Consider the following 25728-nt stretch of genomic DNA (forward strand, 5'->3'; position numbering starts at 1 on the left):
ACGCCCTTTAAGTTTTTTTAAACTTTATCGTAATGAATCTAAGCCAAAATAGCGCCAACAACCCCAAAGCCCCACCCACAAAGCCAATATACCCTAGCCCTAATTGGTGGATCACAATACTGCCAAACAGCGCTCCTGATCCAATCCCCACATTATAGCTCCCCGAAAAAATCGCGCTTGCGACATCTGTGGCATCCGGTGCGAGCTGTAACACTCTCATTTGCAAGGAAATCCCAAGCGAAGTGATCCCAATCCCCCACAAGAAAATTTGCAAGAAAACCACCCACTCTAAGTTTTTAAACACAAAAAGCAAGAGTTGCGGGCAAATGACTAAAATCATCGCAAAAGCGATAAATTTTCTTGAATTTTTCGCATACAAACGGCCGAACAAAAAACTCCCCACCACGCCTGCTAACCCAAACACAAACAACATTAGCGTTGTAATGTCAGGAGAAAATTGGCTGATTTGAATGATAAAAGGCTCAATATAGCTATAAGTGGTGAAATGTCCAGAGATAACCATGATCACAAGCAAATAAATCCCCATTAAAAGCGGGCGTTTCATTAATATAGGGACACTTGCGAGCGTGCCTGCGTTTCTACTCGGTAGATGCGGGAGCAATTTCCACATAAGTAGCATTATAAGAGTCGCAACGCCCCCGATCACGCCAAAAGTAGAGCGCCAATCTAGAATTTGCCCAATGATCCTCCCAAGCGGCAACCCTAAAATCATCGCTAACGAACTCCCTAACGCTAACAATCCTAAGGCCTGTTGTTTTTTGTTTCTTGGCGCGACACGAATGACTAAAGAAGCCGTGATGGACCAAAAAATAGAATGGGCAAAAGCGATACCCATACGAGAAAGGAGTAGCACCCAAAAATTCCACGCTAACGCTGAAAGGATATGGCTGAGAATAAAAAGGGCGAAAAGAAAAAGCAATAAGCGTTTCCTTTCAATTTTAGCGCTAAGCAACATCAAAGGCAATGAGCCAAGAGACACCACCCATGCATAAGCAGTGATCATAAGCCCTACTGTTGCGCTCTCCATTTCAAAACTTTTCGCAATATCTGATAACAATGCGACAGGGACAAACTCCGTGGTGTTAAAAATAAACGCCGAAAGCGAAAACACAAAAACCCGCATTAAAGCGAATCTTTGATACGATTGTTTGGTCATCATCATTTAAATCTTAATAAGGGGTTAAATTTTATTCAATTTGAAAACCTAGAGTATAAGACAAAAATTTTAACCGCTTGTAAATTAGGGGCTGATTGAAACAAATATTCCCGCTCCATAGGCGCATTAATCCAAGGGAGTTGTTACCATATAAAACAGAATTTAAAATCATTTTCAACTTTTAACCAATCTGTTTTTTGTAACTGCGGTCATTGTTGATTAAGCGCTAAAATTAAGGCGTTGCCTTTTTAATAATTTTAGAATTTTAAAATAAAGGATAATTAAAATGAAAAAAACTTTTTTGATCGCTTTAGCACTGGCAACTTCTCTTATAGGCGCTGAAAATACCAAATGGGATTATAAAAATAAAGAAAATGGACCGCACCGCTGGGACAAATTGCACAAAGATTTTGAAGTGTGCAAAAGCGGTAAAAGCCAATCGCCCATCAACATTGAGCATTACTACCACACGCAAGATAAAACCGATTTGCAATTCAAATACGCCGCTTCTAAACCTAAAGCGGTCTTTTTCACTCATCATACTTTAAAAGCTTCGTTTGAGCCGACTAACCACATCAATTATAGAGGGCATGACTATGTGCTGGATAATGTGCATTTCCACGCCCCTATGGAGTTTTTAATCAACAATAAAACCAGGCCTTTGAGCGCGCATTTCGTGCATAAAGACGCTAAAGGGCGCTTATTAGTCTTAGCGATTGGGTTTGAAGAAGGGAAAGAAAACCCCAACCTTGATCCTATTTTAGAAGGCATTCAAAAGAAACAAGGTTTTAAGGAGGTGGCTTTAGACGCTTTCTTGCCTAAAAGCATCAATTACTACCATTTTAACGGCTCTCTCACCGCTCCCCCTTGCACAGAAGGGGTGGCATGGTTTGTCATAGAAGAACCTTTGGAAGTCTCTGCCAAACAATTGGCTGAAATCAAAAAACGCATGAAAAATTCGCCCAACCAACGCCCAGTCCAGCCTGACTACAACACCGTGATCATTAAAAGCTCAGCTGAGACCCGCTAAAGACCCACTAAAATAAAAACCCTCTCTTTTTAAAGAGAGGGATATAAAAATCATTCTTCATGAAACAACGCTAAAAATTGCAACCGCTTGTATTTTGTAAAACGCTCAAACGCTAAAAACGATTAGGATTCCTACTAAGGAGTTTAAAAAAGGCTCTGTTCTAATTGGGTAATATAGAGTCTTTAAAATACCATAAATAAGCTAAAACGATTTTATGGTATTCTTATTTTCTTATGCCTACATCCTTTTACTATAACCATAACCCGCTTTTTCTACTTTTTTCTCGGTATTAGCAACTGCTTCTATTTCTTTACTAACATCAGCAAATATTTTTTGAACGAACAAAAGGCTTTGAGAGGTTGAAAGGTGGGCTTGTGGGTCTGGTTTTAAACTCCTCATTTCAAGCATTTTAGCTTGAGCTTTAGAGCGTATTTTTAGATTTTCTTTTTGCCATTCTTCTGTAGCTTTAAAATCTCTAGGATCTAGCTCTAAATAAGCGATAGAACTTGGTTTATAAAAATCCACTTGTTTAGCGATAGCTTTTTGTGAATAGGGCAGAGATTCCAGCTCTTTTTGCAAATAAGCTATAAGCTCTTGCGCTTTTGATCCTCTTTGAGAGCGGGGTTGTTTAGAGTTTGGGAGGTGTTTTGGCTGGATAGGGGTTTGATTGGTTTTTGTGGGTTTAGGGGTTTTGCATTCAGCTTCTACTTCTATGCCAATACCACCCTTAATGCCTACTTTTTTAATAAAGAATTGATTATGATTTTCTTGGCAATTTTGTTCTGCGTATTTAATGAAATCTTTCTGTGTATTAATTGTCTTTTGTCTTTCTTGTTCTGTCTTTTGTCTTTCTTGTTCTGTCTTTTGTTGTTCTTGTTCTAACTCTATCTGTTTATCAGTATCACCAACGCTACAAGCGGCTAATAATAAACTTGCCGCTATTGTGAGTCCTGAATACTTCCACCAATTGATTCGATTTTCTTTTTCAGCTTGTTTGGATTTATCCTGGACTTTATCGTCCAATTCTTTCGCTTTCCTACACGCAACATGGGTCAATACTACTAATGCCGCCCTGCTTTTCTTGGGGTGTTTTTTTACAAGTTCTCTAACTCTCTTTGCGATCTTTGTAAAAAACCCACTAATTGATCTGATTATATTTGTAATGGCACTCGCTTGTTTAAAATGAGTCTCTTTATTTGCCTTTGTGTCAGCTGTCTCTGTGTTTTTGCCAACTTTATTTGTTTTTCCTGTTTTTACTGATTCCATTACCAACCTTTCAAAATCTTATTATTGTAGTGTATATAGCCATATTTAATCGTTATTAAACAATTGGTTTGAAAAATTGTAAGGGTCAATCCAATCAGATTTTTCTAATCCATTCCAACAAAACTTGATACAAGTTTTCCTTATACCTTAAACTCACACCCTTTTAAATGGAATAATAGGCAATAACTCGCTAGTTAAGCATTCACTCTCTATTTGAGTGTAAGCCTTTATATTCCTTTTGACCTACCAAATATTAGCATTTCTCTCAATCAAGCCTTGAGAAATTCAATTACACCCTTGTTTAACATCGCAAGCCTAGTAACTTAAAGCTCTTTTTGAGAGATTGGGCTAGATTGATCCTTATCCTTAATTCAAGCGCATGCGCATTCATCTTTGTTATCTTTGAATAAACTCAAGCGTTCTTAATGTAATGCATGGCGATTTTGAACGCGTTGGTGGCTGCCCCCACTCTTAATTGATCCGCCACGCAAAAGCCGTGCAAAGTTTTTTTGTCAAACAAATCCTTCCTCAAGCGCCCTATAAAGACGCTATCCGTGTGGCTCGCTTTTAGGGGCGTGGGGTAAAGATTATGGTTAGGATCATCGCAAACAACCACGCTAGGGGCGTTTTTTAAAACTTCATAGACTTCTTTGAGATCGAATTCTTTTTCAAAAGCGATACTCAAACTCTCGCTATGACTCCTTAATACCGGCACGCGCACGCAAGTCGCGCTAATAGGGAAATCCACGCCCATGATTTTATGGGTTTCATGCACCATTTTTAGCTCTTCTTTCGTGTAGCCATTCTCCTTAAAAATATCAATATGAGCGATCGCATTGAAAGCGATCGGATAAGGGAAAGCCCCGGCTTGCAAAACCTGGTTTAAATCAATAGCGGGGTCTTTTTCCAAACATTCTAATGCGGTTTTTAGCTCATTTTTCAAACTCTCTATCCCCTTGTTTCCTGCCCCACTCACGGCTTGATAGGTGCTAACAATCACGCTTTTTATCTTAAAATGAAGGTGTAGGGGGTTTAAGATTTGCGTCATTTGAATGGTGGAGCAATTAGGGTTAGCGATGATATTTAAGGGAGCGTTAAAAATTTCTTTAGCGTTGATTTCAGGCACGACTAAAGGCACTTTTTCATTCAATCTAAAAAAGCTCGTGTTATCAATCACTAGGGCCGTTTTTGAAGCGCTTGTGGCAAATTCTTCGCTCACGCTCCCCCCAGCGCTAAAAAAGGCGATGTCTATTTTTTCTTTTTCAAAAACCTCATGCGTGGTTTCTAAAATTTCATAGTCTTTATTGAAAGCTCTAATCTTTTTACCGGCACTCCTAACGCTAGCGAGCGGGACAAATTTTTTAATCGGGAAAGAAGAATTTTCTAAACCTTTAATCAGCTCTTGGCCTACCGCCCCACTAGCCCCAACAATAGCGACATTATAAGTCTTCATCGTTTTCTCCAATGATTTCAAGGGCTTTTAAAAAACTCAAGCAATTCAATTGCATGCCTGAATGCATGTTTTTCAAGCTTAAAGTTTCGCTTTTAAATTCTTCTTCGCCAATGACAGCCACAAACTCATGCCCTTTGTGGTTAGCGTAAGAAAAGGGTTTTTTGATTTTTTGGGCTTCTGGATAGACTTCGCTAAAAATACCGCTTTGCCTTAAAGACTCCGCTAAGCGGTTGGCGTAAGAAAAATACTCTTCATGCATGCAAGCGATTAAAACTTTGGCTTGGGTGGAACGCTCGTCTAATAATTGCATTTCACTCAAAGCCACAATCAATCTATCAATCCCAATAGAAGCCCCTACCCCTTGTAAATTTTCTTTAGAAAAATTTTTAGTCAAATGATCGTAACGCCCCCCTGAACACACGCTCCCTAAAGACTTCATGTCATTAAGCGTGGTTTCATACACAATCCCTGTATAATACCCTAATCCCCTAGCGATAGAAAAATCAATTTTATACAGGTTTTGAGAAATTTGTAAATCCCCTAGCAATTGGTATAGCCTTTCTAAATCCTGTATGCCATTTTTCAGATTCTCATTATAGTCTTTCAAATAAGCAATTTTTTCAAAAAATTCCGCATGGCTTAAATCGTTTTGTTTGATTTGAACCATTTCTAAAAGCTCTTTAATGGTGTTTGAATCCAAATCGCACTCTTTTTTTAATTCTTCTTCAACCCCATTCAAGCCAATTTTTTCTAATTTATCCACAATGCGCAGCACTTCATTCACTTGAGCAATGCCAAAATATTCGCATATGCCATTCAAAATTTTTCTGTGGTTGATAGAGACGCAAAAATCTTCTAAATCCAGGGCTTTTAAAGAAGCGATAATCACTTGAATGATCTCAGCATCGCACACCAAGCTCTCGCTCCCTATAAAATCAAAATCGCATTGCGTAAATTCCCTGTAACGCCCTTTTTGAGCCCTTTCACCCCTAAAAACATTGCCTATGGCGTAGCGTTTAAAGGGCATGCCTAATATTTGGTGGTGCAAAGAAACAAAGCGGGCTAATGGCACGGTCAAATCAAACCTTAAAGCCACATCCCTATCCCCATGGTCTTTAAAACGATAAATTTCTTTTTGAATATCACTGCTCGCATCAGGCAATAACGTTTGAGCGTATTCCAAATGGGGGGTTTCAATCGGCACAAAACCAAAACTTTGAAACACGACTGAAACTTTAGCGAGCAACTGGGCTTTTTGTATCGCATCTTTAGGCAAGCGGTCTTTAAACCCGCTCAACACTTTAGGGGTAATCATTCCATTTCCTTGTATTTGTATGCTAAAATTTTAGCTTAAAATCTTTAAAAAAGGGCTATTGATGAGCGTAAATGCGCCCAAACGCATGCGTATTTTATTGCGTTTGCCTAATTGGCTAGGCGATGGGGTGATGGCAAGCTCGCTTTTTTACACCCTTAAAAACCACTACCCTAACGCGCATTTTATCTTAGTGGGCCCAACCATTACTTGCGAACTTTTCAAAAAAGATGAAAAAATAGAAGCCGTTTTTACAGATGACACCAAAAAATCCTTTTTCAGGCTGCTAGCCACTTACAAGCTCGCTCAAAAAATAGGGCGTTGCGATATAGCGATCGCATTAAACAACCATTTTTATTCCGCTTTTTTGCTCTATGCGACAAAAACGCCTATTCGCATCGGCTTTGCTCAATTTTTCCGTTCTTTGTTTCTCAGCCATGCGATCGCTCCTGCCCACAAAGAGTATCATCAAGTGGAAAAGTATTGCTTTTTATTTTCGCAATTTTTAAAAAAAGAATTGGATCAAAAAAGCGTTTTACCCTTAAAACTGGCCTTTGATCTCCCCACTTACACCCCAAACACCCCTAAAAAAATCGGCTTTAACCCTAGTGCAAGCTATGGGAGCGCTAAAAGATGGCCAGCTTCTTATTACGCTGAAGTTGCGGTTGCTTTGTTAGAAAAAGGGCATGAAATTTATTTTTTTGGGGCTAAAGAAGACGCTATCGTTTCTGAAGAGATTTTAAAATCCGTTAAAAGCTTATTGAAAAACCCCTTATTATCCCATAACGCTTACAACCTGTGCGGGAAAACAAGCATTGAAGAATTGATACAACGCATCGCTGTTTTAGATTTATTCATCACTAACGATAGCGGTCCCATGCATGTAGCCACTAGCACGAAAACCCCCCTAATCGCTCTTTTTGGCCCCACTGACGAAAAAGAGACTCGCCCCTATAAAGCTCAAAAAACGATTGTGTTGAACCACCATTTAAGCTGTGCGCCTTGCAAGAAACGAGTTTGCCCTTTAAAAAATGAAAAAAACCATTTGTGCATGCGATCTATCACGCCCCTTGAAGTCCTTCAAGCCGCTCACATTCTTTTAGAAAAGCCTTAAACGCCTTTCATGTGCTTTTTTAAAAACGCAACGATATTGATAACACCCTGTGTATAAAAGATTCAAAAAGTAGAACTGACAAAGCAGTTTAAAGAAAGCGTTTTGAAAACGCTTTCTTTGGAGACAAAGCTATTAAGCCACTGAGTTTTTAGGTTTTTTAGCGTCTTTTTTATCTTTGTGAGCCACTAATTGAGAGCTTAACTCAGGTTTTTTAGCGTCTTTTTTATCTTTGTGAGCCACTAATTGAGAGCTTAACTCAGGTTTTTTAGCGTCTTTTTTATCTTTGTGAGCCACTAATTGAGAGCTTAACTCAGGTTTTTTAGCGTCTTTTTTATCTTTGTGAGCCACTAATTGAGAGCTTAACTCAGGTTTTTTAGCGTCTTTTTTATCTTTGTGAGCCACTAATTGAGAGCTTAACTCAGGTTTTTTGGCGTCTTTTTTATCTTTGTGAGCCACTAATTGAGAGCTTAACTCAGGTTTTTTGGCGTCTTTTTTATCTTTGTGAGCCACTAATTGAGAGCTTAACTCAGGTTTTTTGGCGTCTTTTTTATCTTTGTGAGCCACTAATTGAGGGCTTAACTCAGGTTTTTTGGCGTCTTTTTTATCTTTGTGAGCGTATGCAGAACTCACTGCCAAAACTGATAACAAAACACCTGTCAAGATTTGCTTTTTCATACGAAAACTCCTTGTGATGATCTTAAAAGCGAGAGAATTATATTTCTCAAAAGTAAATGAATAGAAACCAATAAAATTTTCACTAAAGAAATTTTTAGATTGCGTTTTGTTATATCAAAAGCGCATGGGAACAATCAGTCATTTTTCTTAAAAAATAAAAACGCTCAAAAGCGTTTTTAAGACTGAATACAAAAGAACTTGTTGTTAGTCAAGCAAAATTTCTTGTAATGCGCTCTTATAGTGTAAGAGTTATTTCAAAATATACCCTCTATCTCTTAAAAAATGAGTTTTAAATAAATTTAAGAAAATAAATTTTACTATAAAACAAAGCAACCAAAACCCCATTTTTTAAAAATTAAAAAGTTTTAGTTACCCCTATTTGACAAGAATAGAGCCAAAAAATAATTTTATAGCAAACTAAAAATGAAAAAAGATAGCTAAAGGGATAAAAAGGATAAACCCACTCAAAAAGTCTTTTTAAACCCAAAGGAGAAAGAATTTAGATAGTATTTAAAACAACGCCCTCTCACAAGAGAGCGTTATTATCAATCAGCCTTTGCGTTTTTCCACGATTTCCTTAGCGATATTGCTAGGTACTTCGCCATAGTGGTCAAACTCCATAGAGTAAGTCCCACGCCCTTGAGTCGCTGATCGCAAATCCGTAGAATAGCCAAACATTTCCACCAACGGCACGAAAGCATTCACGATTTTCAAGCCTAATCTGTCGTCCATAGAATTGATTTGCCCTCTTCTTCTGTTTAAATCGCCAATCACATCGCCCATGTATTCTTCAGGGACTTCCACTTCCACTTTCATCATAGGCTCTAATAAAACCGGGTTAGCCGCGCGACTCGCTTCTTTAAACGCCATAGAACCAGCGATTTTAAACGCCATTTCCGAAGAATCCACATCATGGTAGCTCCCATCATAAAGGGTAACTTTAAAATCCACCACCGGATAGCCCGCCAAAACACCATTTTGCATCGCTTCTTGGATACCCTTATCCACCGCAGGGATATATTCTTTAGGGATCACGCCCCCAGAAATTTCATTCACAAATTCATACCCACTGCCAGGCTCTTTAGGCTCAAGCTTGATAAACACATGCCCGTATTGCCCACGACCACCGCTTTGCTTAGCGTATTTATGCTCTTTGCTCACGCTTGAGCGGATAGTCTCTCTAAAGGCGACTTGCGGCTGACCGATTTCAGCTTCCACCTTAAATTCTCTCTTCAACCTATCCACGATGATTTCTAGGTGCAATTCACCCATACCGCCAATAAGGGTTTGCCCGGTTTCTTCTTGAGTCATCACCCTAAAGCTTGGATCTTCTTCAGCAAGCTTGCCTAACGCTACGCCCATTTTTTCCTGGTCTGCTTTCGTTTTAGGCTCCACAGCGATGTGAATGACCGGCTCAGGAAATTCCATTCTCTCTAAAACCACCGCATTCTTTTCATCGCAAAGCGTGTCCCCAGTCAGCGTGTCTTTCAAGCCCACGAACGCGCAAATCTCACCCGCATAAACTTCTTTAATGTCTTCTCTCTTATTAGAGTGCATTTTAAGCAGTCTTCCCACGCGTTCTTTTTTGTCTTTGGTGGAGTTATACACATAGCTACCGGACTCTAGCTTGCCACGATACACGCGCACAAAAGTGAGTTGGCCCACAAAAGGATCCGTCATGATTTTAAACGCCAAGCCGGCAAACTCGCCATCATCGCTGGACTTCACAAAAACTTCTTCTTCGGTTTTTGGATCAATCCCCCTAATATCCACAACCTCTGTGGGCGCTGGCAAGTAATCAATCACCGCATCCAATAAAGTCTGCACGCCTTTATTTTTAAAAGAAGAACCACAAAGCATGGGGACAAGACTCATGTTCAAACAACCTGTTTTAATGCCTTTTTTGATTTCTTCAACGCTTAATTCCTCACCGCCTAAATACTTTTCCATTAAGGCTTCATCTTGCTCAGCTACGGCTTCCACAAGCTTTTCTTGGTATTCTTTAGCCTTTTCTAACAAATCGCTAGGGATTTCTTCCACATCGTATTTGGCTCCCATGGTTTCATTATTCCAAACAATCGCTTTCATTTGGACTAAATCAATCACGCCAATGAAAGTGTCTTCAGCCCCAATAGGGATATTAATAGGCACAGGATTAGCTTTCAAGCGTTGCTTGATCTGGTTTTCCACATTATAGAAATTCGCCCCAATCCTATCCATTTTATTGACAAAAACAATCCTAGGTACGCCGTATTTGTTCGCTTGACGCCACACGGTCTCACTTTGAGGTTGCACGCCCCCAACCGAGCAAAACACCGAAACCGCGCCATCTAGCACGCGCATGGATCGCTCCACTTCAATAGTGAAATCCACATGCCCTGGAGTGTCAATCAAATTGATTTGGTGATCCTTCCAAAAGCAAGTCGTTGCCGCAGAAGTGATAGTGATCCCTCTTTCTTTTTCTTGCTCCATCCAGTCCATTGTCGCCGCGCCGTCATGCACTTCGCCAATCTTATGGCTCACGCCTGTATAGAATAAAATCCTTTCAGAAGTGGTGGTTTTCCCGGCATCAATGTGAGCGGCGATACCGATATTTCTGATCCTGTTTAATGGGGTTTTTCTAGCCATTCTAACTCCAATTACCAGCGATAGTGCGCGAACGCTTTATTCGCCTCTGCCATTTTATGCACATCTTCTTTTTTCTTAAAAGCCGCACCCTTATCGTTAGCCGCATCCATAAGCTCGTTAGCCAATCTATCCACCATCATCCTTTCATTGCGTTTTCTAGTGGCTTCTAAAATCCAACGGATGGATAGCGACTGCTGGCGGCTCGCCCTCACTTCTACCGGCACTTGATAGGTAGCCCCACCCACTCTTCTGCTGCGCACTTCCACTAAAGGACGCACCCTTTCTAGGGCTTTTTCAAACACTTCAATGCCTTTTTCACCGCTTTTTTCTTCAATCTTATTGAAAGCTTTGTAGATGATTTTTTCCGCTACGCTTTTCTTGCCATCGAACATCATTTTATTGATAAACTTGGTAACCACTTTGTTCCCATAAACAGGATCGCCCAAAACCTCCCTAACGGGTGCTTTTCTTCTTCTCATGTTTTTATTTTCCTCTTATTTTTTCTTGTTGTCTGTTGCTTTCTTGTCGGTCGCTTTAGCTTTTTTAGTCCCATATTTAGAGCGTGAAACCGTTCTTTTATTGACCCCTGCAGTGTCTAAAGCGCCACGAACGATGTGGTATTTCACACCGGGTAAATCCTTAACCCTACCCCCACGCACTAACACAATAGAGTGTTCTTGCAAGTTATGCCCTTCACCAGGGATATAACTGATCACTTCAAATTTACTGGTCAAACGAACTTTGGCGACCTTTCTTAAAGCCGAGTTAGGCTTTTTAGGGGTAGTCGTATAAACCCTAGTACAAACCCCTCTCCTTTGAGGGCATTCCACTAATGCAGGTGATTTGGTTTTTTTAACCACCTTTTTCCTTTCTTTTCTAATCAACTGATTGATAGTAGGCACTATTTTTCCTTATTCTAAAAATTTAAAACTAAAAGTTCCCCCATTTTACCCTAATTTTTCTTTTAAAAATCTTAACCGATTTTTTATATCAAAATTTAGAGTTATCCTCAAGCGCTCTTAACACGATTTTTTTATTCTTATACATGCCTGTTCCCACAGGGATCATCCTCCCCAACACCACATTCTCTTTCAAATCTTCTAAAAAGTCTTTTTTCATCGCAATACTGGCTTCTGTTAAAACTTTAGTCGTTTCTTGGAAAGAGGCCGCTGAAATGATGCTATCGCTCCCAATAGCCGCTCTGGTGATCCCTAAAAGCACCGGTTCAGCAATCGCTGGCTCGCCTTTTAAAGCGATCACACGAGCGTTTTCTTCTTTGAAGAGTTTTTTACTGACTAAATCCCCTTCAATAAACTTGCTATCCCCACTGTCTAAGATGCGCACTTGCCTTAACATTTGAGACACAATGATTTCAATGTGTTTGTCCGCAATGCTTACCCCCTGCCTGCGATACACTTGTTGGACCTCGCTCACAATGTATTTATAAAGCTCTTTTTCGCCGCTGATCCTTAAAATATCATGGCTTGAAATTACTCCATCCGTCATCGCCTCTCCCGCATGCACAAATTCATCGGCATGCACTAAAATTTGCTTGCCCTTATCCACAAAATAATCTGTGAGACGACCATCTTTGGAAGTTACGATGATATGTTCTTTATTGCGGATAGATTTACCAAAACTCACAATCCCATCAACCTCAGAAAGGATCGCCACATCTTTAGGTTTAGGCTTTCTCGCTTCAAAGAGTTCAGAAACCCTTGGGAGACCTCCGGTAATATCCCTGGATTTAACGGTCGCTTTAGGGATTTTCGCTAACACTTCAGCCTGCTCCACGCTAGAGCCATCGCTAATAGCGATAGAAGTTTTTGGCTCTAGGAAATAACGCGCTTCTTCGCCATTAGCCCCCTCTAAAAACAAGCTTGGTTTGTACCCGCTTGGGATGTAATCATTCACCACTAGGCTTGTGATACCGGTATTTTCGTCTTCTTTCTCAGCGACCGTAACCCCTGCGATAATATCCACAAAACTCACCTTACCCTTAAAGTCCGCAATGATAGGGGTGTTGTAAGGATCCCATGTGGCGATCGTTTTGAAAGTGTTAGTCGTGGGTTTAGAAATAAGGCTATTAGCGCTCACTTCACTATTATCATCAATCAAGATCTCAGAACCCCTAGCGATATAATGGCGAGCGGCTTCCCTGCCATTATCATCAGCTACCACCGCAAACAAGCCTTTTTCGCTCACAATATCGCCCTTTTTGATCCCATGGGTGCGCTCTAAATGGTTAGCCTCTAAAACATAGTATTTGATCACGCCTTTTTCTTTGGCATACACATCTTGCGCAATAGGGTCATTATCTTTAACCAGCAATTCGCTCGCATAAGGGATGCGATTAGGCACATTCCAGCCCTCTTGGATAATATCAGCGATACTTCCCCCTTTATGCACCTTATGCCCGTTAGCGTAAGGCAAATACACTTTCCCCTCAATCTTACCGCCAACGCCGGCTAATTCACTTGGCTTGACAATATCGCTTCTTCTTAAAACGAATTTAGCTTCTTGATCGCCATTTTTCACGCTCACAACGATTTCTTCATAGACCGTTTCAATGCGTAATTCCCCATCAAAAGGCACTTTAATCTTAGGCTCTACCACTAAAATAGAAGCGTTACGGCGGTTGGCGATAATGTTTTTACCCTCTTTATTCGTGTAAGTCCTAAGGTTGTAGAAGCGCACAAAACCTTCTTCGCTCGCCACGATTTCGCGCTCATCCTGACTCCTGCTCGCTGTCCCGCCCACATGGAAAGTCCTTAAAGTGAGCTGCGTTCCAGGCTCTCCGATAGATTGCGCGGCTACCACGCCTACCGCTTCACCTGGATAGCTCATCTTGCCTTCGCCTAAATTCAAGCCATAGCATTTTGCGCACACGCCCTTTGGCGCTTTACAAGTTACTGGGGTGCGGATCGTAATGGATTTAATCCCGGCTTCAACCACCTTTTTAGCGCCCTCTTCATCAATCAAAGTGTCCGCATAAAGCAAGATTTCATTGGTAATGGGATCGATCACATCTTCTAATAAAACGCGCCCAAAAATACGCTCTTCTAAAGGCTCAATCAGCTCACTCCCCACCGCAATATCCGTGATTTCAATCCCTTCATGCGTGCCGCAATCATCAGACACCACCTTGACATTTTGCGAAACGTCAATGAGTTTTCTTGTCAAATACCCCGCATTGGCGGTTTTTAGCGCCGTATCCGCTAAGCCCTTTCTAGCGCCATGCGTGGAGTTAAAGTATTCTAAGACATTCAACCCCTCTTTAAAGTTAGAAATAATGGGCGTTTCAATGATACTGCCATCCGGCTTTGTCATAAGCCCCCTCATCGCTGAAAGCTGACGGATTTGCGCCGCGCTCCCCCTTGCACCGCTATCCGCCATCATATAAATAGAGTTAAAGCCCTCTTTATCTTTTGCGATAGCGCTCATCATTTCTTTACTCATTCTGTCATTGACTTCAGTCCAAGTGTCAATGATTTTATTGTAACGCTCTTGGTCAGTGAGTAACCCTTGATCGTATTGTTGTTGGATTTTTTTAACCTCCACTTTGGCTTTTTCCACCATTTTTTGCTTGTCTTTTGGCGTGATAATATCTTCCATAGAGATAGAAATACCAGCCTTAGTCGCATACCTAAAGCCAAGCGTTTTCAAATGATCCAAAAAGGTTGCGGTAATGCCGATACCGCCCACTTTATGCACATAATCCACAAGCACGCCAATATCTTTTTTCTTCATGGGTCTGTTCCACAAATCCGTAGGGATAAAATCAGGCAAAATGGACTTGATGATCATGCGCCCCGCGCTCGTAGCGATAATATTCCCTTGATCTAAAACCCTGATCTTTGCGTGGATGTCTAATTCTTTCGTGTCAATAGCGGTGATGATTTCATTCACGCTAGAGAAAAGCTTATGCTCGCCCTTGACCCCACTCTTTTCTAAAGAAAGATAATATAGCCCTAAAACCATATCCTGGCTAGGAATGGCTACGGCTTTACCGCTAGCGGGTAAAAGGATATTCATAGAGCTTAGCATGAGCACCTTGCATTCAGCGATCGCTTCCTGGCTTAAAGGCACATGCACCGCCATTTGATCCCCGTCAAAATCGGCGTTAAACGCTGAGCACACTAACGGGTGCAACTGGATCGCTTTGCCGTCAATGAGCTTTGGATGGAACGCCTGAATGGATTGCTTGTGCAAGGTAGGGGCGCGGTTGAGTAACACCGGATACCCCTCTGTGATTTCTTGCAAGCACTCCCACACTTCATTGCTCTTTTGCTCAATCATGCGTTTAGCTTGTTTGAGCGTGGTGGCATAGCCTCTCTCTTCAAGCTTGGATAACAGATGCGGTTTGAAGAGCTCTAACGCCATGTTTTTAGGCAACCCGCATTCATCCATTTTAAGGTTAGGCCCCACCACAATCACGCTTCTGCCTGAAAAATCCACGCGCTTACCTAAAAGGTTTTGCCTGAAACGCCCTTGCTTGCCTTTAATGATTTCGCTGAGCGATTTTAAAGGGCGTTTGTTAGCCCCTTTAACCGCATTGGTGCTGCGACCGTTATCAAAAAGCACATCCACGGCTTCTTGCAACATCCTTTTTTCGTTGCGCACAATGATTTCTGGCGCCCCAAGCTCCATTAGGCGTTTCAAGCGTTGGTTACGATTGATGACACGACGATACAATTCATTCACATCGCTGACCGCAAACTTCCCGCCATCTAGCGCGACTAAAGGCCTTAAATCCGGTGGCAATACCGGTAAAACCGTGAGCATCATCCATTCAGGCCTGTTACCAGAATTTAAAAAGCTTTCTACCACTTTCAAACGCTTAATGAGTTTTTTCTTTTTCGCATCAGAGTTAGTGTCTTTCACTTCTTCTTTCAAACTCTGCAATAAGGTGATCAAATCAATTTCTTCTAACAAATCCTTGATCGCTTCGCCGCCCATTTGAGCCACAAAGCCCCTATCTTCGTATCTTCGTGAGATATTTTGATACTGCTCTTCATTCAAAATATCGTATTTCATCACAAGCTTAGTGCCTTCATTGTCATAAGCGGCTTCGCCTGGCTCTTTAACGATATAAGCTTCATAATACAACACGCGCTCTAAGTCTTTCATCTTAACGCCTAAAAGCGTGCCGATACGGCTAGGTAAGGAATTGACATACCAGATATGCGCTACAGGAGTGGCCAATTCAATATGCCCCATTCTAAAACGCCTGACTTTAGAATGCGTGATCGCCACGCCGCATTTTTCGCATGTGCCAATGTCTTTGAAGCGAGGCTTTTTGTATTTACCGCACAAGCATTCATAATCTTTAGTAGGACCAAAGATTTTCATGCAAAACAAGCCGTCTCGTTCAGGTTTTAGGGTGCGATAATTGATCGTTTCTGGCTTTTTAACTTCCCCATAACTCCAAGAATGGATTTTTTCAGGGCTGGCTAGAGTGAGCTGGAAAGAGCTAAAGTCTTTAGGCCTGTCATCTTCTTTGATCATAATGGGTTTAGGCGCTCCATCCTCATCCACATCGTCCCCAAAAATATTAATATCCAAAGCGAGCGATTGCAATTCTTTAGTCAAGACATAGAAAGTCTCAGGGATTTCACTCTCGCCCACTTGCTCACCTTTAGCGATAGCCCTATAAGCGTTCTCTCTGCCTCTAATATCATCGGATTTAATGGTAAGCATTTCTTTTAGAGTGTGCGCTGCGCCATAAGCTTCTAGTGCCCACACTTCCATTTCCCCAAACCTTTGACCCCCAAAGAGCGCTTTACCCCCCACAGGCTGGTGCGTTACTAAGCTATAAGGGCCTGTGCTTCTGGCATGGACTTTTTCATCCACTAAGTGGTGGAGCTTGATCATATACATATAGCCCACATTCACGCGCTCCCTCATTTTTTCGCCGGTGCGCCCATCATACAGATCCATTTTGCCATCCATAGCGATCTTGGCTAACTCAAACAGCTTGTAAAATTTTTCTTGCGAGATGCCTTCAAACACAGGGATAGCCATCTTAACGCCCTTGCTCCAATCTTTAGCGTATTCCAAAAGCTCTTCATCAGAGCAATTCTCAAGAACATGGATTGTCAAGGGGTCTTTTTCATTAATGGCGTTAGCGATTTCTAGCATTTTAGCGCGCAATTCTTTGGCAAAATCTTTGGTTTTATCCTCTAGCATGCTAGCGATTTGTTTCCCAAACTCTTTCCCCACTAAGCCTAAATGCATTTCTAAAATCTGCCCAATGTTCATGCGGCTTGGCACGCCTAAAGGGTTTAAGACAATATCTACAGGCTCGCCATCAGCGGTGTAAGGCATATCCGCAACCGGCACGATATTAGACACAATCCCTTTATTCCCATGCCTTCCTGCCATTTTATCGCCCACTTTAAGCTTTCGTTTTGTAGCGATATAGAGCTTGACTTTTTTGATCACGCCATTAGGCAAAATATCATCTTTTTCTAAAATAGAGAGCTTTTCTTCATGCTCTTCACCCAAAACTTTTTTTTGCTCTAAGAAATTGTTTTTAGTGATTTCATAGTGGTTTTGCACTTCTTTAGAATACTTTTTGACTAAACTAGCCAAAGTGAAGCGGTTGATTGAAGCGATTTCTTCTTTAGGGATTTGATCGCCTTCTTTATAATCCTTGCCATTATGGCTGAAAGGCTCTTCTAAAATCGCTTGAGAAAGGAGCGAACTGACGCGCAACAATTCTTCTCTATTGAGCATGGTCAAGCGGTCAAAATGCTCCATATCAAGCTTGGCTTTTTCTTCTTCATACGCGCTCAAAACCCGCGCGTCTTTCTCATAGCCTTTTTTAGTGAAGACCTTCACGTCAATCACCGTGCCTTCCAAACTGGGGGGGCAATACAAACTCTTATTGACCACATGCCCGGCTTTATCCCCAAAAATAGCCCTTAAGAGCCGTTCTTCAGGCGTGCTTTTAATCTCGCCTTTAGGAGAAGTCTTGCCCACCAAAATCATGCCAGCGCTCACGTAAGTGCCGACTTTAACGATCCCGCTTTCATCAAGATGGGCGAGCGCTTCTTCTTTCACATCAGGAATATCAGCGGTAAATTCTTCCACGCCATGCTTAAGCTCCCTAGCGTCCACTTCTTTTTCATAAATGTGCGTGGAAGTGAAAACATCGTCTTTAGTGATGCGCTCACTCACCACGATCGCGTCTTCAAAATTGTAGCCATTCCAAGGCATGAACGCCACGCGCACATTTTTCCCTAACGCCAACTCGCCTCTGTCCATGCTAGGGCCATCAGCGATGATTTGCCCGGCTTCCACTTTATCGCCCACTTTAACGATAGGGACTTGATTGAAACTGGTGTTTTGGTTGGTGTGCAAGTTTTTCTGCAAAGAATACGCATCAATATAGGCTTCTTCTTTACCTTCGCCTAAAATATAAATGTTTTTAGAATCAATTTTTTCTACAACGCCCGCACGATTGGCCTTGATCGCCCCCCAAGAATCCCTAGCGATAATTTTTTCAATCCCTGTGCCTACAATGGGAGCGTCGCTTCTTAACAAAGGCACGGCTTGGCGTTGCATGTTAGTCCCCATTAGAGCGCGGTTGGCGTCATCATGCTCTAAGAAAGGAATGAGCGATGCGGCTACCCCTACTAACATGCTAGAGCTTAGATCCATTAAGGTAACTTTACTCTTTTCGTTTAAAACGATCTCGCCTTCCACGCGCGTTTCAATCAAATCGCCTAAAATATTCCCCTTTTCATCAATGGGGGTGCTTGCAGGAGCGATGATGTGGCTGTCTTCTTGAATAGCGGTCAAATAAATCGTCTCGCCTACCACCTTGCCATCCACAACCTTTTTATAAGGGGCTTCAATAAAGCCTAAATCATTCACTCTTGTGAAAGTGGAAAGGGTGTTGATCAAACCGATATTTTGACCTTCTGGGGTTTCAATGGGGCAAATTCGGCCATAATGCGTGGGGTGCACATCCCTGGCTTCAAACCCTACCCTGTCTTTCACTAACCCCCCTTCACCGAGCGCTGAAAGGCGTCGTTTGTGCGTAACCTCACTCAAAGGGTTGGTTTGATCCATGAATTGCGAGAGCTGACCGCCCATAAAAAATTCCATGATCGTGCTGGTGATCATTTTAGAATTGACTAAATCATGGGGCATGAGCGAATCAAAAGCCCCGCTCATGGTGGTGAGTTTGTCTTTAATGGTCTTTTGCATTTTCACTAAGCCTGAATGCAATTCATTGGCTAGTAATTCCCCTACCGCCCTGATCCTGCGATTGCCTAAGTGATCCCTGTCATCAATCTTGCCCTGATTGTTTTTGATCTTCATGAGGTATTTAACGGTGGTGATAATATCTTCATGCGTTAAAGTCGTGATGTAATCAGGCACATGTAAGCCTAACTTGTGATTCATTTTCATGCGCCCCACCATGGTCAAATCATAGCGTTCAGGGTCAAAGAAAAGTTTCTTGACAAATTGCTTGGCCACTTCAGTCGTAACAGGATCGCCTGGTTTCATAACCTTGTGGATACGAATCGCCGCTAGAGCGTTTTCATCATCAATCTTTTCAGTTTGCTTGAGCAATTTCAAAGACTCATGATCGGCTGAGAAAGAATGGATAATGGAAGCGTCATGCCCTAACGCTAGATCGTTAATGATCACAAATTCTTGCACGCCTAGATCGTGGATTTTTTCTAGTCTGTTTTTATCCAACTGCGTGAGCATGTCCAATAAAACTTCTTTCCCTACCATAACAGGCTCAGCTAAATGACGATTGAGTAAAATATCCATAGGGTATTCCACCCATTCTAAATGGTTTTCTTTAAGCTCTTTAATCTTTCTTGAAGTGAGCTTTTTACCCGCTAAAAGAATGATCTTGCCTTGCGGGTCTTTCAAGTCAAATTCCATTCTTTGATTGGCGTCTAGTGAAGCAAACGGGATCAAATATTTATCGTTTTCATAACGCACTTTCACAAGCGGGTAGAACATTTTGATAATGTCTTGTTTTTGATAATCCATCGCCCTGAATAAAATGGTAACAGGCACTTTACGGCGTTTGTTGATACGAGCGTACAAAACATCTTTAGAATCGTATTCAAAATACAGCCACGAACCCCTATCAGGAATGATTTGCCCTGTGTAAATGAGCTTGTTTGAAGAAGTGCTAGATTCTTCTTCTTTAAAAATCACACCGGGGCTTCTGTGGAGCTGATTGACCACCACGCGCTCCACCCCATTAATGATAAACGAAGTGCGTTCTGTCATTAAAGGGATCTCACGAATGAAAATGCTTTGCTCTTTAATATCCTTGATTCCGTTCTTTTCGCCACTTTTGGTGTCTTTTTCCCATAAGATCAAACGCACTTTAATTTTGAGCGGGATAGAGTAGGTAATGCCTCTCTCCATCGCCTCTCTAACAGTGTATTTAGACTTGCCAAATTCGCAACCCGCGTATTCCAAAGTGATGCGGTTATGCTCATCTTGGATAGGGAAAATGGATTTAAAAACCTTTTCAATCCCACTCTCTTTACCATCTTTGGAATACAAGAAAGAATCGTAGCTGTCTCGTTGCAATAATAATAAATTAGGAACTTCTAAATCTGTTGGGGTTTTTGTAAAATCAGCTCTCAAGCGGTTTTTTAGGGGAATTTTTTTTGACATATTTCAAGCCTTTGATCAAAAATTTTGAGTCATTAATGCATTAATTCAAGTAAGCATTGCAAAAGGATTTTCAAACTTCATAACCATACCATGATAAAAACACCAAACCCACCTGCAATACTAACCACTTTAGGCCACACGCTCACAAACAAAATCATGGAGCAAAATCTGCCACACTAGAGCAGAGAAAGGCGCAAAAGACCTTTCTATTGTTTAAGTCTTACTTGACTTCAACCTTAGCGCCTACTTCTTCAAGTTTCTTCTTGATGGTTTCAGCTTCTTCTTTATTCACGCCCTCTTTAAGCACATGAGGGGTTTTTTCGGTAGCGTCTTTAGCTTCTTTCAGGCCAAGCCCGGTGATTTCACGAACCACTTTAATCACCTTGATTTTTTCAGCGCCGCTATCGGCCAAAATCACATTAAATTCGGTTTTTTCTTCACTCTCAGCCGTTGCACCACCGGCTACAGCTGCACCCGCTACGACCGTTGGAGTCGCGCTCACGCCAAATTTTTCCTCAAACATTTTAACCAATTCAGAAAGCTCTAAAACGCTCAACGAACCAATATACTCTAACACTTCTTCTTTTGAAATTGCCATAATCCAATCCTTCAAATTTTTTTAAATTAAGCCGTAAGGCTCTTAGTTTTCTTCTTTCGCTTTACGCAAGTTGTCTAAACCGGTCACAAAATAGCGTGCTGGAGCCGTCCAAACAGAAAGCAACATTCCCATAAGCTCTTCTTTGCTCGGGAGTTTTGAAACCGCTTCCACATGAGCTACGCTAACGCTTTCTTTATCAAACAAGCCCGCTTTCAACACAAAGTGATCTTTATGCTCTTTTTGGAAATCAAACACGAGTTTAGAGAGAGCGATTTGATCATCGCCCCACAAAAACACATTGGTTTCTTTCAAATCCAAATCAGCGCAACCCGCTTCTTTCATGGCAATATGAGCAAGCGTGTTTTTAATCACTTGCACTTTAATGCCTTGAATGCGAGCCTTATTCCTTAAAGCTTCCAACTTTTTCACGCTAAGACCCTTATAATCGCAAATTAAAAGGGCTTTGGCGCTATCAAATTGCGATTTTAAGTTAGCGACTAGCTCTACTTTATGCTGCCTTTGATGTTGTTTTTGCATCTTTTCCTCCTTTCTAGACTAGACCTCTGCAAGATTATCTTTTTAAAAAAGAAATTTTAAGCTTTTTAGCTCTTACGATCTTCAGCCTAAGATTAAAAACTCCTAACGCTATTTAATGTCCATCAATTCCTGTGCGTCCAAATTCACTGAAGGCGACATGGTGAGCGAGAGAGCGGCGTTTCTAATATACTTGCCTTTCGCGCTACTGGGTTTTAGGCGGTTGATCGTTTTAACCAACTCAAGCATGTTTTCTTTGATTTTTTCTTCAGGAAAACTCGCCTTGCCAATAGGGGCATGAACATTACCCTTTTTATCCACCCTGAAATTCACTTGACCGCTTTTAGCGTTAGTAACCGCCTTAGCAATATCCATCGTAACGGTTCCGGTTTTAGGGTTTGGCATCAAACCCTTAGGGCCTAAAATCCTACCCACTTTACCGACAACCGCCATCATATCAGGCGTTGCGATCACCATGTCAAAATCAATACGGCCGTTTTTGATTTCTTCAGCCAGATCGTCTCCACCAACAACATCAGCCCCAGCGTTTTTGGCTTCATCTTGCTTAATGTCTTTTGCAAAAACAGCCACTCTTACTTTTTTCCCTGTTCCATGAGGAAGCACCACCGCACCGCGCACCATTTGGTCCGCATGCCTTGGATCAACCCCTAGTCTTAACGCTACTTCCACGGTTTCATCAAATTTGGCTGAAGCGAGGGATTTAACCACCTCTACGCCTTGTTCTACGCCATACGCTTTATCGTTTTGAATTTTAGAAAAAAGTTTTTCCAATCTTTTAAATACTTTTTTTGCCACGATTCTAATCCTTAAAAATTTCTTTCAATTCCAACAAAACCAATAATAAGATTAATCCACAACCTCTACGCCCATGCTCCTAGCGCTGCCCATAACGATTTTTTTAGCCGCTTCCATGGTGCTTGTGTTTAAATCTTCCATTTTCAATTGTGCGATCTCTTCCACTTGCTTGTAGGTGAGCTTTGCGATCTTATTTTTGAGCGGGTTGTCAGAACCTTTTTCAACCCCAGAAGCTTTTTTGATCAAATCCGTTACTGGGGGCTTTTTAGTGATAAAAGTGAAACTCTTATCTTGATAAACCGTGATAATGACCGGGATATTAAAACTCCCCATGTCTTTAGTTCTTTCGTTAAAAGCCTTACAAAATTCCATGATATTAACCCCTCTTTGACCCAGTGCTGGCCCTACGGGAGGTGAAGGGTTTGCCTTACCGGCAGGGATTTGAAGTTTGATTTCTCCGACTACTTTTTTAGCCATGTTGTCTCCTTAAAAAGTTATATAATTTTTTCCACTTGCGAATGCAAAATCTCTATTGGAGTGTTCCTACCAAAAATAGAAACATTGAGCTTGAGCTTACGATGCTCCACATCATACTCTTCCACCGTAGCGGTAAAATTTGCAAAAGGGCCTTCTACCACGCGCACCACTTCGCCTTGCTCAAAAAAGATTTTAGGCTTGGGGGCTGCTCGGTTATTCATTTTCTCTAAAATATGCCCAATATCCGCTTCACTCAATGGGGTTGGCTTTTTATTTTCTCCAATAAAACGACTCACTCTTGGCAAAGATTGTATCTTATGCCACAAAACCGTATCTAAATCCACCTTAATAAAAACATACCCAGGATAAAGGCTTCGTTCCGTTACTTTCGTCTTGCTTTTTTTAGAAACCTCTATAATATCTTCAGTAGGCACAATGATCTCTTGTATCCTATCTCTTATATCATGGTCATTCGCTAAATTCTCAATCGCTTTCTTAACGGACTGCTCGCTCCCGGAATAAGTTTGTATGGCATACCAATCCATTATTATTCTCCTTCTCTAAAGCCACTAGCTTATAAAACACTAGAGACAAAAGCCCCTAGAGAAAAATCTAACAAAGCTAAAAATAGCGTGACAGCACTCACCACCACTAAAACAGAAACAAGCGCGTTGCGTATCTGCTCTTTAATGGGAAATATCACTTTAGAAAGCTCTTCTCTAGCCAATCTGTATTGCATGAGCCATTTATTCATCGTCTCTTTTCGCCCCTACTTAATGCATAAAGCATTTAAAATGAACTTTCAATTCTATCCAAAATAGCTTAAATTAAAATTAAAAAACTTAAAAAACAACCCAATTGAAATAAAAATTTGATAGAATAAATTAGTAGATGGCAGGCCAGGAGGGACTCGAACCCCCAACAACCGGTTTTGGAGACCGACGCTCTACCATTGGAGCTACTGACCTAACCTCCCCTCCCTTTAAATTGCAACGCAAAAGAAAGAGCTAACTCTTCAATTTGATTTCTTTATGAAGAGTGTGCTTATTTTCCCTTGGGCAGAACTTTTTAAGCTCCAGTTTTTCAGTATTAGTCTTGGCGTTCTTAGTGGTGCTGTAATTGATGTCTTCACAATCAGAACACTTCAACCCTATTTTAACTTTCATGATAACCCTTTATTAGCGACCTTTATGGTAACTTTTTACTTCTATATGAGTAAGATTATTCAATAATATTACTCACAACACCAGCACCAACGGTTCTCCCGCCTTCACGAATCGCAAATTTGGTTCCTAACTCTAACGCAACAGGGCTAATCAACTCTACAGTGATTTTCACATTATCGCCAGGCATAACCATTTCTACGCCTTCAGGAAGGGTGATAGAGCCAGTCACATCAGTTGTGCGCACATAGAATTGCGGGCGGTAATTGGTGAAGAATGGAGTGTGTCTCCCGCCTTCTTCTTTAGAAAGGACATAAATTTCTCCCTCAAATTTCTTGTGCGGAGTGATAGAACCTGGTTTGCATAGAACCATACCGCGCTCTACTTCTTCTTTTTTAGTTCCTCTCAAAAGCACGCCCACATTATCGCCGGCTTCACCTTTTTCTAATTCTTTTCTAAACATTTCTACACCGGTTACGGTCGTTTTTTGTGTAGGTCTGATACCAACGATTTCCACTTCATCGCCTACTTTCACCACGCCTCTTTCAATCCTGCCTGTAACCACAGTCCCTCTACCTGCGATAGAAAACACGTCTTCAACCGGCATCAAGAAAGTTTTTTCAGTGTCTCTTTCTGGAGTAGGGATATAGGAATCCACTTCAGCCATGAGTTTAAGCACTTTTTCGCCCCATTCACCCACATTGCCAGCCTTTGCTTCTTCTAAAGCTCTTAAAGCTGAACCCGCTACGATAGGAGTGTCATCGCCAGGAAATTCATACGCGCTCAACAACTCGCGTACTTCCATTTCTACAAGCTCTAACAATTCTTGGTCATCTACCATGTCTTGTTTGTTTAAGAAAACAACAATGTGAGGCACGCCTACTTGACGAGACAATAAGATATGCTCTCTGGTTTGAGGCATGGGGCCATCAGCCGCAGAAACAACCAAAATCGCTCCGTCCATTTGCGCCGCACCGGTGATCATGTTTTTTACATAGTCAGCGTGTCCTGGGCAATCCACATGCGCGTAGTGTCTGTTTTCAGTCTCATATTCAATGTGAGAAGTAGCGATAGTGATCCCTCTTTCTTTTTCTTCAGGGGCGTTATCAATATTGTCATAGTCTTTCATTTCTGCAAGACCTTTCAAAGAAAGCACCGCTGAAATCGCTGCACTCAAAGTCGTTTTACCATGGTCTACATGCCCAATGGTTCCAATATTAACATGCGGCTTAGTTCTATTAAACTTTTCTTTTGCCATTTGTATTTCTCCTTAATTTTTTGAAATGGATTTTAGAATTATACTAAACAAAATCCTAAGTATTCCTAAATGCTACCACAAAATTTAAGACATTTTTGTCTTATCGCCATTCAAGAGATTATAAACTGGAGCCTACAAGCGGAATTGAACCGCCGACCTCTTCCTTACCAAGGAAGTGCTCTGCCTCTGAGCTATATAGGCGTCTCAAAAACTAAAACGTTGTCCTAAAAATGGAGCGGGAAACGGGACTCGAACCCGCGACCCTCAGCTTGGAAGGCTGATGCTCTAGCCAACTGAGCTATTCCCGCATCTATAAAACAAACATGGTGGTGAGACGTGGATTCGAACCACGGAAGACATAGTCAGCAGATTTACAGTCTGCCCTCGTTGGCCACTTGAGTATCTCACCAAAAACTTTGCAAAATAACATTTTAACTGGAGCTGGCTAAGGGACTTGAACCCCCGACCTGCTGCTTACAAGGCAGCTGCTCTACCAACTGAGCTAAGCCAGCGACTAAATTAAATAATCAAAGACTTGGGATTATAGCAGTTTTATACTTAATT

19 protein-coding genes and 5 tRNA genes are annotated in these 25728 nt (G+C 41.4%); 2 read left to right on the plus strand and 22 right to left on the minus strand.

Annotated features, from left to right (window positions below; all coding sequences use genetic code 11):
* Window positions 1-7 precede the first annotated feature (7 nt).
* A complete protein-coding gene (locus CS889_RS05630; RefSeq protein WP_089087096.1) occupies window positions 8-1183 on the minus strand; it encodes a sugar transporter in 1176 nt (391 codons plus the stop codon).
* A 280-nt stretch (window positions 1184-1463) separates the two neighbouring features.
* Here CS889_RS05630 and CS889_RS05635 point away from each other — a divergent pair, with 280 nt between their 5' ends.
* Entirely contained in the window at window positions 1464-2207 is a 744-nt protein-coding gene (locus tag CS889_RS05635) for a carbonic anhydrase (protein ID WP_001948800.1), read from the plus strand.
* Window positions 2208-2444: 237 nt separating this feature from the next.
* Here CS889_RS05635 and CS889_RS05640 read toward each other — a convergent pair whose 3' ends face one another.
* From CS889_RS05640 to hisS, 3 genes are all read right to left on the minus strand, one after another.
* Complete coding sequence (locus CS889_RS05640; RefSeq protein WP_089087097.1) at window positions 2445-3473, minus strand: DUF874 family protein; 1029 nt, start codon at window positions 3471-3473, stop codon at window positions 2445-2447.
* Between the two features lie 412 nt (window positions 3474-3885).
* Window positions 3886-4926: an aspartate-semialdehyde dehydrogenase gene (gene asd / locus CS889_RS05645; protein WP_089087098.1), complete on the minus strand. Its 1041-nt coding sequence runs from the start codon at window positions 4924-4926 to the stop codon at window positions 3886-3888.
* A complete protein-coding gene (hisS, locus tag CS889_RS05650) occupies window positions 4913-6241 on the minus strand; it encodes a histidine--tRNA ligase (RefSeq protein ID WP_089087099.1) in 1329 nt (442 codons plus the stop codon). The genes asd and hisS overlap by 14 nt, the downstream gene beginning before the upstream one ends.
* A 61-nt stretch (window positions 6242-6302) precedes the next feature.
* On the opposite strand from hisS, the gene waaF reads away from it, so the two are divergent.
* Window positions 6303-7352: a lipopolysaccharide heptosyltransferase II gene (gene waaF, locus CS889_RS05655; protein ID WP_089087100.1), complete on the plus strand. Its 1050-nt coding sequence runs from the start codon at window positions 6303-6305 to the stop codon at window positions 7350-7352.
* 132 nt (window positions 7353-7484) lie between these two features.
* Here waaF and CS889_RS08530 read toward each other — a convergent pair whose 3' ends face one another.
* From CS889_RS08530 to CS889_RS05755, 18 genes are all read right to left on the minus strand, one after another.
* Window positions 7485-7754, minus strand: coding sequence for a hypothetical protein (locus CS889_RS08530; protein ID WP_000940560.1), 270 nt, complete (start codon window positions 7752-7754; stop codon window positions 7485-7487).
* An 822-nt stretch (window positions 7755-8576) separates the two neighbouring features.
* The gene (gene fusA / locus CS889_RS05670; RefSeq protein ID WP_089087102.1) at window positions 8577-10655 is read right to left on the minus strand and encodes an elongation factor G; all 2079 of its coding nucleotides are present in this window, start codon (window positions 10653-10655) and stop codon (window positions 8577-8579) included.
* An 11-nt stretch (window positions 10656-10666) separates the two neighbouring features.
* Window positions 10667-11134, minus strand: coding sequence for a 30S ribosomal protein S7 (gene rpsG, locus CS889_RS05675; RefSeq protein ID WP_001254355.1), 468 nt, complete (start codon window positions 11132-11134; stop codon window positions 10667-10669).
* A gap of 15 nt (window positions 11135-11149) precedes the next feature.
* Complete coding sequence (rpsL, locus tag CS889_RS05680) at window positions 11150-11557, minus strand: 30S ribosomal protein S12 (protein ID WP_001142321.1); 408 nt, start codon at window positions 11555-11557, stop codon at window positions 11150-11152.
* 88 nt (window positions 11558-11645) lie between these two features.
* Window positions 11646-20318 carry a DNA-directed RNA polymerase subunit beta/beta' gene (locus CS889_RS05685; protein ID WP_089087103.1) on the minus strand — a complete coding sequence of 2891 codons (8673 nt, stop codon included), beginning with the start codon at window positions 20316-20318 and terminating at the stop codon, window positions 11646-11648.
* Between the two features lie 220 nt (window positions 20319-20538).
* Window positions 20539-20916: a 50S ribosomal protein L7/L12 gene (gene rplL, locus CS889_RS05695; RefSeq protein ID WP_001018233.1), complete on the minus strand. Its 378-nt coding sequence runs from the start codon at window positions 20914-20916 to the stop codon at window positions 20539-20541.
* Between the two features lie 42 nt (window positions 20917-20958).
* Entirely contained in the window at window positions 20959-21453 is a 495-nt protein-coding gene (rplJ, locus tag CS889_RS05700) for a 50S ribosomal protein L10 (protein WP_001171746.1), read from the minus strand.
* 108 nt (window positions 21454-21561) lie between these two features.
* Window positions 21562-22266: a 50S ribosomal protein L1 gene (gene rplA / locus CS889_RS05705; RefSeq protein ID WP_001085846.1), complete on the minus strand. Its 705-nt coding sequence runs from the start codon at window positions 22264-22266 to the stop codon at window positions 21562-21564.
* Window positions 22267-22317: 51 nt separating this feature from the next.
* The gene (rplK, locus tag CS889_RS05710) at window positions 22318-22743 is read right to left on the minus strand and encodes a 50S ribosomal protein L11 (protein ID WP_024422275.1); all 426 of its coding nucleotides are present in this window, start codon (window positions 22741-22743) and stop codon (window positions 22318-22320) included.
* A 17-nt stretch (window positions 22744-22760) separates the two neighbouring features.
* The gene (gene nusG / locus CS889_RS05715; RefSeq protein ID WP_000384125.1) at window positions 22761-23288 is read right to left on the minus strand and encodes a transcription termination/antitermination protein NusG; all 528 of its coding nucleotides are present in this window, start codon (window positions 23286-23288) and stop codon (window positions 22761-22763) included.
* A gap of 29 nt (window positions 23289-23317) precedes the next feature.
* On the minus strand, window positions 23318-23497 hold the full coding sequence (gene secE, locus CS889_RS05720; RefSeq protein ID WP_001045903.1) for a preprotein translocase subunit SecE: 180 nt from the start codon (window positions 23495-23497) through the stop codon (window positions 23318-23320).
* Between the two features lie 138 nt (window positions 23498-23635).
* Window positions 23636-23711 (minus strand) — tRNA-Trp (locus CS889_RS05725).
* A 39-nt stretch (window positions 23712-23750) separates the two neighbouring features.
* Window positions 23751-23909: a 50S ribosomal protein L33 gene (rpmG, locus tag CS889_RS05730; RefSeq protein ID WP_000865159.1), complete on the minus strand. Its 159-nt coding sequence runs from the start codon at window positions 23907-23909 to the stop codon at window positions 23751-23753.
* Window positions 23910-23964: 55 nt separating this feature from the next.
* Complete coding sequence (gene tuf / locus CS889_RS05735) at window positions 23965-25164, minus strand: elongation factor Tu (protein ID WP_001040582.1); 1200 nt, start codon at window positions 25162-25164, stop codon at window positions 23965-23967.
* Between the two features lie 126 nt (window positions 25165-25290).
* Window positions 25291-25365, minus strand: a tRNA-Thr gene (locus tag CS889_RS05740).
* 30 nt (window positions 25366-25395) lie between these two features.
* A tRNA-Gly gene (locus CS889_RS05745) sits at window positions 25396-25472 on the minus strand.
* A 16-nt stretch (window positions 25473-25488) separates the two neighbouring features.
* Window positions 25489-25573, minus strand: a tRNA-Tyr gene (locus CS889_RS05750).
* A 27-nt stretch (window positions 25574-25600) separates the two neighbouring features.
* Window positions 25601-25676, minus strand: a tRNA-Thr gene (locus tag CS889_RS05755).
* Window positions 25677-25728: the final 52 nt, after the last annotated feature.

It is taken from the genome of Helicobacter pylori (assembly GCF_900120335.1).
In the GTDB taxonomy this organism is placed as follows: domain Bacteria; phylum Campylobacterota; class Campylobacteria; order Campylobacterales; family Helicobacteraceae; genus Helicobacter; species Helicobacter pylori_BU.